Genomic DNA, 13,092 nt, shown 5'->3' on the forward strand with positions numbered 1-13,092 from the left:
AGTTTTATTCAAGAAATTTAAAATAAAAATAAACTTTAAATTTATCCTTAATTATAAAAGTTTTCTATGTGTTATTTATCTCCACTATATTCAGTTTCAGTTAATTCATCAAAAAGTAAATCTAAACCAATTAAAACTTTCTCTCTATCAGAAAGATCACCAATAATTCGTCTGACAGGTGGAGGCAAAATTTTAGCTAATGTTGGGGTAGCTAAAATCTTATCTTCCTCAGCAAGTTGAGGCTGCTTTAGTACGTCGATAACCTTTAAAGCATAAACACCTTTAAATTCATTTTCTAAAATTTCTCTTAAAGTATTCAAAGCCCTCATTGAATTGGGAGTATTCCCCGCAACATAGAGTTTTAAAATATATGTTTTTCTTGCTGCCATAGTTATGGTTCCTCACTTTGGATATAAAAGATTTAAAACAATCCTTGACTTATTACACTACAAAATAAGAAAATAGACAAACAATTATGATTGCTCATTAGGCGTAATCAAATTAAAAGTTTGAGCCTGATAGCGTCCTTAAGATATGACAAATTCTAAAAAATCTTCAGACAATTCTTCAAAAAATAATGAGTTATACGCAATTGCGGAAACTTCTGGTCAACAATTTTGGTTCGAAGTCGATAGATACTATGATATTGACAGACTTAATGCAAAAGAAAAAGATAAAATTACCTTAGAGAAGGTTCTACTATTAAAAGATAAAAACTCAATCACTATTGGTAAACCTTATATAAAAGATGCAAAAATTGAATTAGAGGTAGTTTCTCATAAGAGAGATAAGAAAATTCTTGTATATAAGATGCGCCCCAAGAAAAAGACAAGAAGAAAGATGGGTCATAGACAAGAACTTACGAGAGTTATGGTAAAATCTATATCAATAGGGAAAAGTTCTCCAAAGCCTTCTACAAAAAAGGAAACTGTTAAAAAGGAACTTAAACCAAAATCAGAAAAATCTACAAATTAAAATTTTCCAATGGCACATAAGAAAGGAACAGGTTCTACAAGAAACGGAAGAGATTCCAATTCCAAAAGATTGGGCGTAAAAGCTTATGGTGGAGAAAAAGTAACTGCTGGCTCAATTTTAATTCGTCAAAGAGGTACATCCTTTCTACCAGGAATTAATGTAGGCAAAGGCAAAGATGATACACTTTTTGCACTCAAAGAAGGAACCGTAAATTTCGAGAGCATAAAAAGAAATTTAAGGAATAGAAAAAGAGTTAATGTTGTAATCTAACTTTCTTATAAGCTCTTGTAGTTATCAATATAGGATGAAAAACTTCTAAAAACTCAGATTGAAGTTTCTCAAAAAACTTATCCACTAATTGAACATCATCAATATGGAATGGATATTCATTATTTTCTCCTTTGTAGAAATACCAGTTAAATAAAGCAATGGAATTATAATCCATAAATTCGTGGAAAATATCAATTTGAGCAGCTGGATCTGCGAGATGTTCCAAAACATCTAGGCAAATTATCGTATCAAATTTGGATATTTTTGTATCCTTGATCGTCTTGCAAAAAGATAGTTTTTTTTTGACCCCTAATTTCTTAGCTCGATATTCAACAAAATTTCTATTTTTTTCATTAATGTCTACAAAAAAAACATGTTCAACTTTTGGAGACATTGCATTAGCTAAGGCGTGCGTTCCAATACCTCCTCCAAAATCTAAAACTAAATCTCTAGAAAATTGCTGCTGAAGTTTTAAAGTATCAGCGATGTAATCCTTGCTTGAAATATGCCAGGCAGCTAAATCTGCTATATGCCTCTCTCCAACAATTTCAGTATAAAAATCTGAAACATCACTTAAAACATCACCAGGATGTAAATTTGCTAAATTCATCTTTGCATTTGCTAAGAATTTATCTAAATTACATTCTTTAATAGATAAGTATTCCATTAAATGTGATTTTAAATTAAAAGCATTATCTATAAACTCTTTTAAAATAAAACTATTGTTGTTCAATTTCGTACTTTAAAATTTCAATACAAAAATCATAGAATAGTAATAAATCTTTCTCAAAATATTCTTAATATTAAAAATGGAAACTATAAATGGATTCTTAGTAATTAATAAAGACAAAGGATGTACTTCTCATGATTGTGTTAGACAAATAAGGAAGTTACTAAATACAAAAAAAGTTGGGCACACTGGAACCCTAGATCCAGATGTTACCGGAACATTACCCATTGCAATAGGCAGTGCCACAAAATTTATTCAATATCTTCCTCAGGGTAAAAGTTATATAGGACAAATTAAATTAGGGATAAGAACTAAAACTGATGATATTCAAGGAGAAATAATTAATCAAAAAGATTGGCCCATAATCACTAGTGAGCGGTTAGATCAATATTTAAATCACTTCAGAGGAATCTTTAAACAAATTCCACCAAAAGTATCTAGCGTTCATGTAAATGGTGTAAGGGCTTATAAAAAATCTTTTAATAATGAAGATTTTGAATTAACACCAAGAGAAGTAAAAATAGACGAGCTAATATTACTGCGATGGGATCAAATAAACGGAATCATAGAAATAAAAATCCAATGTTCAGCTGGTACATACATAAGGGCAATTGCGAGAGATCTTGGGAGAATTCTCAATTCTGAGGGCTGTCTTCTTCAACTAAAAAGGATTTCAGCTTGTGGCTTTAATGAAGAAGAATCTATAAAAATATCTGATATGGAAAAAAATAAACACAAAACTAAAAATTTTATTATTCCAACAATTTCTGCCCTTAATCACATTTCAACATTAGTCTTAAATAAAAAAGAAGAAATCAATTTTTGGCAAACTGGAAGAGCAATAAAAGTTGATATTAATTACTTAAATAAAAGCATAAATTTTGATTATAAAAAACCTGTAAAGGTTATAGATAATAGAAAAAAACTCTTAGGTATAGGCTTTTTTAGCAAAGCACAAACTTACTTAAATCCAAAATTAGTCCTAGATGCAAAATAACTTTTTATAAAAAATATTTTTTAAATGGTTTTATTTCAACTCCTTTATAGAAATGTTTTAATATCTTATCTGCTTTTTCTCCCCTACTCGCCATATACTTAGCACCCCATTGACTCATCCCCACGCCATGACCAGATCCATATCCTGAGACTAACAATAACTTTTCTGAGGAGTAGGAGGAATTAAGAAGATTTCTTGGAACTAATAATCTTTGACCTATATTTATTAATGATGAATTTTTAATATTGTTCAAGGCGACTAATTCGTCAATACTTACGTCATATTGATCAGCAATCTCTATCAAGGTTTCTCCAACTCTCACAATATGGGTAAGAGGTTCATTTTCTAATGAATTTGTCGACAATAATTTAAGGTTTTTATTACCAGGTTTGGTCTCATTATCTTCAATAAATTTAAATCTTACTAGAGTACTTTTAAGGTTCATTCTTTTTCGAATATCAACACCTGAAATTTGATCAGTTCCAAAATCACCATTAATAATTACATTTTTAACTCGCCCAGTGCTTGTTACATTTAAAATTTCTATTTGATTTATTCCTCCTATTCTTGGAAATAGTTTTTTCAACTGAGATTTTGAGAATTTTTTATTCCATCTAAGTTTTGGATTATCACCATCAAAGTCTTTAACACTTGATAAATATGGATATTTATTTTTCCATACATCTTGGCTATTTTCCGTCATACCACCAGAACTACTATGAAATAAAGAATTAATTAATTTATTTTTATAAGTCAAAACTAATGATCTTGTAGAGTTTACTGCCCTTTGCGTTTTATATGTCCTAGCCTCTAGTCCTATATAGACCTGATTCCTATTTGTAGAATCAATATCATAAAGAGAATTTCCTTTTTGCTTTAAAGCATAAGTTCTTGATGCGATAGCTTGAGCTTTTAATGCTTCTAAAGGCCATTTAGCGGGCATTTCTGAACCAACAACACTACCGAGATACTTTTCAATCCCAAGAACATTAACTACCAATATGTCATTTTTATTTATGAAAATCTTTAATTTACCTGCATATCTTTTTTGACCAACCCAAATACCTCTTCTATCTAAGGAACGAACTTCAAACTTTTCTCCATTTTTCAAGTCATAAATTTTCTGCTTATTCTTATCAAACAATAAAGTAGTTCTTTTGTTTTTTTTTGTTAAAGTTAAACCTTTAATTTTATTATTAGAAAATCCTTGACCTTTGATTATTAATGGAATTGACCTATCTGACCTAATTCTAATTTTTTTGTCTTTTATTATAAGAACATTTATAGTAGGTTCTGCTAAAGCCGAAACAGTTCGATTCTGGAGAAAACAAAAAATGACGATGCTTGCTAAACAAAATTTATGAGAATTTTTTAAAATTTTTAATATCACTTTGTTTTAAAAACAAATTTTGAAATTGCCTTAGTCTGACTAGAAGTCTAGATTTAATCCATATAAAAAAACAACAATATTAATATAAGTGAACATCACTTTCCTAGGAACAAGCTCTGGAGTACCAACCTTAACAAGAAATGTCTCCTCCTTAGCACTAAAATTATCTCAAAGTGCTGAGGTGTATCTTTTTGATTGTGGGGAAGGAACACAACATCAATTAATGAGAAGTAAAATCAAATCTTCTCAAATTAAGAAGATATTTATTACGCATATGCATGGTGATCATATATATGGATTGCCTGGCCTTTTAGCCACCTTAGGTTTATCAGGCAAAAGTAAGGGTATTGAAATTTACGGCCCTTCAGAGCTGAAAGATTTTATAAATTCTGCACTTCGTAGTAGTTTCTGTAAATTATCATTCCCATTACATTTCGTGGAAGTTGAAAATTTTGCATCAGAAAATAAAATTTTATTTGAAAACAATAATCTAAAGGTTAATTGTGCCTGCCTCAAACATAAAATACCTGCTTATGGTTATCGAGTTAGCGAAAAAGATAAGCCGGGTTTATTTGATATCAAAAAAGCAGAGACTCTGAGAATAGCACCTGGACCAATCTATTCTGAATTGCAACAAGGTAAAAAAGTCTCTTTAGCAGATGGGAGATCCTTCGATGGGAAAGATTTCTGCGGCCCTCCAAGGAGGGGAGAAAGTTTTGTTTATTGCACAGATACTATCTTTAGCGAATCAGCAGTATCTTTATCAAAAAATGCCGATTTACTAGTGCATGAATCAACATTTTCTCAGGAAGATGAGATTATGGCATATGAAAAACTACATTCCACAACAGTCATGGCTGCGAGAACAGCATTATTATCTAATACAAAAAAATTAATTATTACTCATTTTAGTCCAAGATACACTAACAAAAATTCAATTACGCCAAGCGATTTGCTTAAAGAGGCTCAAAAAGTTTTTCCAAATACTCACCTTGCAAAAGATTTTCTAACTACTGAAATTAAATAAACTGCAACAGTTCGTGAGAAGAAGGGTCGTAAATGACCAACCCATGGAATAATAGTCATAGGTTTTCTATATTGATGTTGATCGAAATGGTTTCTATTTTTTCATCACTACATAAGTCTTGTAAAAGACTATTAATTTTTCTCCCTTTAATTATTGGTTTACTTATTAATCCAATCTCTGCGAACGCACTCTATCCTAGTGATCCCTCATCAGTTGACGTACTAAAAGATGATCTTCACGGTGCAGACCTCCATAATACTGAATATGTTAAATATGATTTATCTAATCAAGATTTAGGAGAAGCTAATCTTCAAGGCGCATATATGAGCGTAACAACTGCAAAAAACTCTAGTTTTAAAGGAGCTAATATGACTGACCTCATTGCATACGCAACTCGCTTTGATAATGCTGATTTTACTGATGCGAATCTTACCAATGGTGAACTAATGAAAAGTGTTTTTGATGGGGCAATTATTGATGGAGCAGACTTTACTGATGCAAATCTTGATCTTTCTCAGAGAAAATCATTATGTGAAAGAGCTAGTGGAACTAACTCACTAACTGGAGTTAATACAATTGATAGTCTTGAATGCACTGGCTTAAAAGGTTACATGCCTCCAAAACCAAAAGCTTAATATTTAAAGCTAACTGACTTCAGAAGGGAAGATATTACCAGGCTTTTTTGAGCCTGGTTTTTTGCTATACCACCATTCTTGTATATCAGAAGAAAATTTCTTTGAAAAAAGAGTTATAACTGTCTCAACAGGTTTTGATCCAGGCTCCAAAATCTGTACTGAGTAAGATGGGCATTTTCTAGAAGCCATATCCGCAACGAACCTAGAACCTATTCTTCTCCAACTAGGCTCCTTACTTCTCCAAGCGAGCCTTGAACAGGGCCAGGGTAATTCTTCTCTATCATAAAGTCTGCAACATGGTCCAATTACCTTATAACTGTACTGACCTCCATAACTTGATTGAACACTACCTGTCTTGAAAAATTCAAATTTATTCATTTATAAAAAAAAACCACCTTCATAGAGGGTGGCAAAGAAATAATGAATAATCAACTTAGAAAAGTTAATTTTTTATAATTAATACAATTCTTCCTCTGCATGAGTTGTAATTGTTACGTCAGATGTTGGGTACGCAACACATGTAAGAACAAAACCAGCTTCTAGTTGGTCATCATCCAAGAAACTTTGATCTGATTGATCGACAGTGCCTGAAGTAACTTTTCCTGCACATGTTGAACATGCTCCAGCTCTGCAGGAATAAGGAAGGTCGATACCTTGTTCTTCAGCAGCATCAAGGATGTACTGATCATCAGGTACTTCAATAGTTGAATTGAGACCTTCACCCTCACTGATTAGTGTAACTTTGTAAGAAGCCATTTAAAAAAAAAATTGTTGGTAATTAATACCTATCAACTACATTTTTAACATCGATTGGGTCGATATGTGAGATTTTGAAGTAAAAAATGACACAATAAAATGTATTAATGAATATCTATAAGAAAAACTTATACTTATGTTTGATCGGTAGGTTTTTGAGCAGAAATGCATACCCAATCTTTTCTAGTTGATACATCCAATAATTTCAAGTCATTCTGAATTAATGTTTTTATAATTTCATCTTTTTGTGAATCTAGAATTCCACTAAAAATGACTTCCCCATTGTTTCTCAAGCACTTATAAATATTTGGAATCATTCCTTTTATTACTTCTGCAAGAATATTGCATAAAACAAAATCAAATTGTGTGAGTTGATTTTTTAAAATTACCTCACTAAAAGATCCCAAATATGTATTTAAATTGTTTAAATCACCGAAATTTAGTTGGAAATTAGATTTTGTTGAATTTATAGCTAAATAATCATTATCCACTGCATAAACCTCTTTAGCGCCAAGCAATCTTGCGGCGACACTCAAAATCCCGCTACCACTCCCAATATCTAATATCTTTTTATCAGAAAAGAAAATATTCTCCATTTTTTCTAAGCAAAGATAAGTCGAAGGGTGACTTCCTGTACCAAAGGCTGCGCCAGGATCAATTTTTATGATTTTTTTATCTTTAAATTTCTCATTTAAATTCATCCAACAAGGCAATATTAAAAGATTATTTCCTACTAATTCAGGTGCCCAATATTTCTTCCAGCTTGTCAACCAGTCCTCCTCTTTAATAATACTCCAATCAAAAAATTGATTCTTCGGGGCATTAATATTTAGAAGTTTGCTAATTATTTGTTCAAAATCACACTTAGAACTTTCACCCCAATCATCGACTGGAAGCCATATATTCACCTCTTTTTTATTTTCATTTTTAATTAAATATTCAAATGAAAAACTAAATATTCCCAGCTCATTTAATTTCCAAATAATAATTTCTTCTGAATCACTTTCTATCAGAAAAGTTAGTTTATACCAATCTTTAATTGCCATTATATAGAGCTGGCCTCTTTATAAAGTAACTGGATTAGCGTTGGTAATTCCCTCTACTTCAATAATGGTGTCAAGCAACTTATTAGGAATTGGATCATCAATACTTAGAACCATAACAGCTTCCCCTCTAACAATTTTGCGCCCAACTTGCATCGAGGCAATATTTACATTGTTGCTACCTAATAAAGAACCAAGCTTGCCAATAATACCAGGCATATCCCTGTGCCTAGTAACCAGCATGTATCTACTTGGTGATACATTAACAGGATATTGATCAATACTTATAATTCTTAATTCCCCATCAGCAAAAATGCTACCTGCTACGCTATGGTCTCCATTATCTCCATAAGTGGTTAACTGAAGCGACCCACTAGCAAATTCAGGTCTCGCCTCATCTTTATTCTCGACTACCGAAATACCTCTTGAATCTGCTTCTAGAGAAGCATTCACATAATTAATCCTATCTCCCAAAGCTTTACTTAGAAGGCCTTTTAGACTAGCTATTATTAATGGCTGAGAAGGATGTTGAACAAATTCACCTTGAAGCTTTACTTCTAGTTTTTGAATCTGCCCACCTGAAAGCTGGCTTATAAGCAGACCCATTGTTTCAGCCAACTGCAAATGAGGTTTTAGACTATCCATAATATCAGGGCTCAAACCTGGAATATTTACTGCAGTTCTAGCAGATAAACCAAGCAATACATCTCTTATTTGTTCTGCAACATCAACAGCTACATTTTCTTGTGCTTCCCGTGTAGATGCTCCTAAATGTGGGGTAAGAATAAGATTCTTTTCAACCTTCAAAAGTGGTGAATTAGATTCCAAAGGTTCTTTAGAAAAGACATCTATTGCAGCACCTGCAATCAATGATTCATTTAAAGCTTCTGCTAATGCTTCTTCATCAATTAAGCCTCCTCGAGCACAATTAATCAATTTTGCACTACTTTTCATACTTTTAAGTACGTCTATATTTACTAAATTTTCTGTATCTGGTGTGCGAGGCAAATGCAAAGTTACATAATCAGATTGTTTGAATAAATCCTCTAGTTCAGATAGTTTAACTTGTATTTGTTGAGCCCTTTCAGTTGAGACAAAGGGATCATATCCGTAAACATCCATTCCTAATGCATTAGCAACTTTCGCTACATGAGCACCAATTTTCCCTAAACCTACTACACCTAATTTTTTCTTATAAAGCTCATTACCAACAAATTTCTTTCTTTCCCATTTACCTGACAAAGTACTACTATTAGCAATTGGAATATGTCTAGATAAAGCCAACATCATAGCTATGGTATGTTCAGCAGCAGCTATTGTGTTGCCCCCTGGAGAATTAACAACAAGAACTCCTTTTTGCGTTGCAGCCTTAACATCTACATTATCAACTCCAACTCCTGCTCTTCCAATAATTCTCAGTTTACTTGAAGAGTTAATAATTTCTCCGGTCACTTGAGTACCAGAGCGAATCATTAAAGCATCATAATCTTTAATAATAGAAGCTAGCTCAGAGTCTGAGATTCCTATCTTCTGATCAACCTGAGCAACTTGTGAAAGAATATCGATTCCTGTTTGATCAATTGGATCTGTAATGAGAACTTTTGTCATTTAAGATTGGTTCTTTAATCTTTTACTTTAACTTAATCTATAGTGTATGTATCTTATTTTATTAATTTGAATAACACACAAACATTTGAGGATTGAAATTTGACTAAAAGTATTGTGATATTTGAAGACATTGATAAATGTATCCAGCTATTTGATGTTTTCAAAGAAAAATCAGTAATGCTCTCTGAAGCTATTTTGATCCCACCAATAAGTGAGAAAATATCATCAGACGAAACAGAATTGCTCAATGCGAAAGCAAATATCTTATTCAAATCTCAAAATTTTGAAGATATAAGAATCTTAAATCCTAAACTTGATAGAAAGATTAGACAACAAGATATGAGTAGATGGCTAATGCCATTTGGGTTTATAGCTGGAATAGCTTTTTCAAATATGACAAATTTATCTACCTTCAGCTTTCTTGGTTTAAATAATATCGGGCAATCATTAATTGGAGGTCTTTTAGGAATGGGTTCAGGATATTTAGGAAGCATTGTTTCTTCTGCAAGTATCAACATTAATAGAAATAAAGAGTTAAGATCGATCATTAATTTTAATAAAGAGGGTAAATGGCTTGTTCTACTTGAAAATCAAATTGGAGCTGAATTACCATGGGCTTTGATAAAACAATCAGAAGCAAAAGATGTAATTTTTTTAGAAGGCTAAATGATTGACTTAAAAGAGATCTTAATAAATTCAAATTACAAAAAAGAAACTGAGGAATTAATAAATATTGCTAACTTAGCCTACAAACACTGGGAAACTTATTGGACTGGGTTTAATTCAACTTATGTTTGCGAAGAGATTTTAAAAGATTTTGAAAATTTAAATGATTTCAAATTTTTTATTTATGGAGGATTCTCCTCTGCCCAAAGATCTAGGATAGCTTGCTTTAGAGGAGATAATGTTCCTGAAGAGGATGCGCTAAAAAGTAATTTTCCAGCTCAAGGAATAAAAATTAATGGAAATTTTTTATTTGATAATGCTACACAAGACGACTTTAGATCCCTCCTAATTGAAAATGGGGTTAATCAAATAAAAGTTGGAGATATATGGACTATTGGCGATAGGGGAGCACAAGGGATAATAGATAATTCAAATATTAAGCATCTAGATGAAAAGATTTTTTATTTAAGAGACGTAAAAGTAAAAGTTAATGTAGTAGGTATAGATGAATTACAAATACCTGCTGGAAGATCAAAAAAACTTGTCAATACAGTAGAAGCTTCAACAAGATTAGATGCTATAGCTTCAGCTGGATTTAGGGTATCACGAACCAAAATCATTGAAAGGATAGAAAATGGAATGCTCAGATTAAATGGAAGCAAAGTTAATAAGCCAACAATTAATCTAAAAATTGGCGACAAACTAGAACTTGAAAATAAAGGATTTATTGAAATTCTAAATTTAGAAATAACCAAAAGAGAACGATGGAAAGTTAAATTACTTAGAAAATGAAACGCAACCTGCTATTTTCTTATAAGGGGGATTAAAAATTCCTCAATTTGGGCGATTAGCTCAGTGGTAGAGCACTACCTCGACACGGTAGTGGCCACTGGTTCGAATCCAGTATCGCCCATTAAAACTTTTGACGAACTAGGTTATATCCACAGAAAATAATTTCATTTTTTAGATTGTTAAAAAAGATGAAACTTAATCAAATAATTAATCTACATAAGGGGCTCACTGCATTTGTAGTGATAGGTCTTATGATTTTTTTTGATAATTTTACGATTGCTCCCTACGTTTATTTAGCACTGCATGGTACTTATGGATTACTTTGGCTTCTAAAAGAAAAGATATTCCCAGATCCTTATTTTAAAGAAAAAATCAATTTTTTAACTTCAGTTACTGGTTTTATTTTCCTTGGAAGTTACTGGGTAGCTCCCTACATTCTTATCTCATCTCAGAAATCTGTTCCAAATATCGTAATAGCTGTATCTGTGTCTATAAATATAATTGGTGTGTTTCTACACTTTGCAAGTGATGCCCAAAAATATTTTTCTCTTAAATTAAAAAAAGATCTAATTAAAGAAGGATTTTTCAAAAATATAAGGAATACAAATTATCTAGGAGAAATACTAATTTATCTATCATTCGCCATACTTTCAATGAGTTTCATACCATTAGTAATTCTTGCAATATTTTTCTCTATAGTTTTTCTACCAAGAATGATAAAAAAAGATAAATCGCTTTCAAAATATGATTCATTCGAAGAATACAAAAAGAAAAGTGGCCTTATATTGCCTAAATTAAATGCCTGATAACAACTTACCCAGTTGGAGGCAAGATTTAAAATCTTCTAGAAAAAAAGAGGGCAAATCACCCTCTAATAGATGGATACAGCTTGCAACAGTCAGCGAAGAAAATGAGCCAAGATTAAGAACAGTTGTTTTCAGAGGATGGCACAAAGATAGTTCAATGATTATTTTTACAGATAGAAGAAGTGAAAAAATTGGACATTTAAAATCCAACCCCAATGCAGAAATATTATGGTTCTTTTTGAAAACCAAATCACAATATAGATTCAAAGGAAAAATACATGAATTAAGTGATAACAAAAATTATTGGGATTTATTATCAGAAAAATCAAAATCTTCTTGGTTTTGGGGATCTCCTGGAGAGAAAATAAACCCTAAAGTCCAATCTTCTTATGAAATATTATCCAATCTTCCTAAGTCAGAAAATTTTGCAGTTCTAAATTTTGAAATCGATTCAGTAGATCTTCTTAAATTAGAACAGCCTGTTCATAAAAGATATCTTTGGGAAAAGAGTAAGAAATGGGAAAAAGTTGAAATTAATCCTTAAATATTTCTAAATTGTATATTTAGGTTGAAAAACATATAGTGATCAGTCAGTTTTAAAAAAGAAGTATTATTCATATGAATTTCTCAGAAATTCCAGAAAACCCTTTTATTTTTTTATCTTGGGTGACTGCTATAGGGCTATTTATAAGTCTTTCTGAAGCAACAATTAAAATAAAACTTGAGAAGAGAAACAGTTATAGAAAAAGGTTAGAACTAATCAATAACCTTTATCCTAAAAAGTTAGCTTGAAGTATCTGAGAGTATGTTCGCTTGCAGAAATTGAAATAAGCCTCCTTTACTTGCTTCTTCTTTAACTTCAACTTCCCTAGAATTTTTTGATTTTGTTGAAGGAATGATTTCCTCTTCATCTTCAGATTTCAAAATTCTAATAATAACTTCATCTAAGGAGAAATTACCAGGCCCTGTTAATGCAATTGAAGTTGCTGAAGCGAAATACAAAAGTAAAAGCTCTAGTAAGAAAATATTAAAACCTGAAGTGACAAGTGCATGGTATATAGCGACAGAAATTGTTCCCACAATTGCCAAAGCCCCGAATCTTGTAGCTAATCCGATAATTAGTAGCCAACTACCACCTATTTCGGAGAATGCTGCTATGTATGATAAAAATATTGGGAATGGGAGATGTAAAGGTCTGACAAAAGCGTCAGCGAAATTTTCTATATTTGCTAATTTCTCATAACCGTGATGAATAAGAACAGTTCCAGTTATAACCCTAAGAATTAATAAAGCAGTATCTTTGCTAAACGACTTGGTAAGAATTGTTGAAAGCACTATAAAAAAATTATCCTTAAGTAAAAATAACTAGTCACGGTATCCATCGTGGATTAAACCGC

The 13,092-nt window shown here is 31.7% G+C and carries 17 protein-coding genes and 1 tRNA gene; 10 read left to right on the top strand and 8 right to left on the bottom strand.

Annotated elements, in window-relative coordinates; translation table 11 throughout:
- Positions 1-71: 71 nt before the first annotated feature.
- Complete coding sequence (gene kaiB / locus HA151_RS07415; RefSeq protein WP_011376985.1) at positions 72-389, bottom strand: circadian clock protein KaiB; 318 nt, start codon at positions 387-389, stop codon at positions 72-74.
- A gap of 145 nt (positions 390-534) precedes the next feature.
- Here kaiB and rplU point away from each other — a divergent pair, with 145 nt between their 5' ends.
- Together rplU and rpmA are read left to right on the top strand one after the other, a co-directional pair.
- Positions 535-975 carry a 50S ribosomal protein L21 gene (gene rplU, locus HA151_RS07420; protein WP_209106836.1) on the top strand — a complete coding sequence of 147 codons (441 nt, stop codon included), beginning with the start codon at positions 535-537 and terminating at the stop codon, positions 973-975.
- Between the two features lie 9 nt (positions 976-984).
- Entirely contained in the window at positions 985-1,245 is a 261-nt protein-coding gene (rpmA, locus tag HA151_RS07425) for a 50S ribosomal protein L27 (RefSeq protein WP_209106837.1), read from the top strand.
- Here rpmA and HA151_RS07430 read toward each other — a convergent pair.
- Positions 1,229-1,912 (bottom strand): class I SAM-dependent methyltransferase, encoded by a 684-nt coding sequence (locus HA151_RS07430; RefSeq protein ID WP_209106838.1) that lies wholly within the window; start codon positions 1,910-1,912, stop codon positions 1,229-1,231. The two genes, rpmA and HA151_RS07430, sit on opposite strands and share 17 nt — an antisense overlap.
- Positions 1,913-2,054: 142 nt before the next feature.
- Here HA151_RS07430 and truB point away from each other — a divergent pair, with 142 nt between their 5' ends.
- Positions 2,055-2,972, top strand: coding sequence for a tRNA pseudouridine(55) synthase TruB (gene truB, locus HA151_RS07435; RefSeq protein ID WP_209106839.1), 918 nt, complete (start codon positions 2,055-2,057; stop codon positions 2,970-2,972).
- Between the two features lie 4 nt (positions 2,973-2,976).
- Here the strand turns inward: truB and HA151_RS07440 are convergent, their stop codons facing one another.
- Positions 2,977-4,362, bottom strand: coding sequence for a SpoIID/LytB domain-containing protein (locus tag HA151_RS07440; RefSeq protein WP_209106840.1), 1,386 nt, complete (start codon positions 4,360-4,362; stop codon positions 2,977-2,979).
- 88 nt (positions 4,363-4,450) lie between these two features.
- On the opposite strand from HA151_RS07440, the gene rnz reads away from it, so the two are divergent.
- Together rnz and HA151_RS07450 are read left to right on the top strand one after the other, a co-directional pair.
- Positions 4,451-5,389 carry a ribonuclease Z gene (gene rnz, locus HA151_RS07445; protein WP_209106841.1) on the top strand — a complete coding sequence of 313 codons (939 nt, stop codon included), beginning with the start codon at positions 4,451-4,453 and terminating at the stop codon, positions 5,387-5,389.
- A gap of 74 nt (positions 5,390-5,463) precedes the next feature.
- Positions 5,464-6,024: a pentapeptide repeat-containing protein gene (locus HA151_RS07450; protein WP_209107152.1), complete on the top strand. Its 561-nt coding sequence runs from the start codon at positions 5,464-5,466 to the stop codon at positions 6,022-6,024.
- A gap of 9 nt (positions 6,025-6,033) precedes the next feature.
- Here HA151_RS07450 and HA151_RS07455 read toward each other — a convergent pair whose 3' ends face one another.
- From HA151_RS07455 to serA, 4 genes are all read right to left on the bottom strand, one after another.
- A complete protein-coding gene (locus tag HA151_RS07455; protein ID WP_209106842.1) occupies positions 6,034-6,402 on the bottom strand; it encodes a hypothetical protein in 369 nt (122 codons plus the stop codon).
- A gap of 78 nt (positions 6,403-6,480) precedes the next feature.
- Positions 6,481-6,780 carry a ferredoxin gene (locus HA151_RS07460; protein ID WP_209106843.1) on the bottom strand — a complete coding sequence of 100 codons (300 nt, stop codon included), beginning with the start codon at positions 6,778-6,780 and terminating at the stop codon, positions 6,481-6,483.
- 134 nt (positions 6,781-6,914) lie between these two features.
- Complete coding sequence (prmA, locus tag HA151_RS07465) at positions 6,915-7,826, bottom strand: 50S ribosomal protein L11 methyltransferase (RefSeq protein ID WP_209106844.1); 912 nt, start codon at positions 7,824-7,826, stop codon at positions 6,915-6,917.
- An 18-nt stretch (positions 7,827-7,844) separates the two neighbouring features.
- Positions 7,845-9,431, bottom strand: coding sequence for a phosphoglycerate dehydrogenase (gene serA / locus HA151_RS07470; protein WP_209106845.1), 1,587 nt, complete (start codon positions 9,429-9,431; stop codon positions 7,845-7,847).
- A 99-nt stretch (positions 9,432-9,530) separates the two neighbouring features.
- On the opposite strand from serA, the gene HA151_RS07475 reads away from it, so the two are divergent.
- The 5 genes from HA151_RS07475 (at position 9,531) to HA151_RS07495 (ending at position 12,239) form a co-directional block, all read left to right on the top strand.
- Positions 9,531-10,097, top strand: coding sequence for a hypothetical protein (locus tag HA151_RS07475; RefSeq protein WP_209106846.1), 567 nt, complete (start codon positions 9,531-9,533; stop codon positions 10,095-10,097).
- A complete protein-coding gene (locus HA151_RS07480) occupies positions 10,098-10,889 on the top strand; it encodes a photosystem II S4 domain protein (protein WP_209106847.1) in 792 nt (263 codons plus the stop codon).
- A 49-nt stretch (positions 10,890-10,938) separates the two neighbouring features.
- Positions 10,939-11,010, top strand: a tRNA-Val gene (locus HA151_RS07485).
- Positions 11,011-11,077: 67 nt separating this feature from the next.
- Positions 11,078-11,695 carry a methyltransferase family protein gene (locus HA151_RS07490; protein WP_209106848.1) on the top strand — a complete coding sequence of 206 codons (618 nt, stop codon included), beginning with the start codon at positions 11,078-11,080 and terminating at the stop codon, positions 11,693-11,695.
- Positions 11,688-12,239, top strand: a complete 552-nt coding sequence (locus HA151_RS07495) for a pyridoxamine 5'-phosphate oxidase family protein (RefSeq protein ID WP_209106849.1) — start codon at positions 11,688-11,690, stop codon at positions 12,237-12,239. The genes HA151_RS07490 and HA151_RS07495 overlap by 8 nt, the downstream gene beginning before the upstream one ends.
- A 239-nt stretch (positions 12,240-12,478) precedes the next feature.
- On the opposite strand, the gene HA151_RS07500 is transcribed toward HA151_RS07495, so the two are convergent.
- Entirely contained in the window at positions 12,479-13,030 is a 552-nt protein-coding gene (locus HA151_RS07500; RefSeq protein ID WP_209106850.1) for a DoxX family protein, read from the bottom strand.
- Between the last annotated feature and the right edge of the window lie 62 nt (positions 13,031-13,092).

The organism is Prochlorococcus marinus XMU1419 (assembly GCF_017695955.1).
In the GTDB taxonomy this organism is placed as follows: domain Bacteria; phylum Cyanobacteriota; class Cyanobacteriia; order PCC-6307; family Cyanobiaceae; genus Prochlorococcus_A; species Prochlorococcus_A marinus_AD.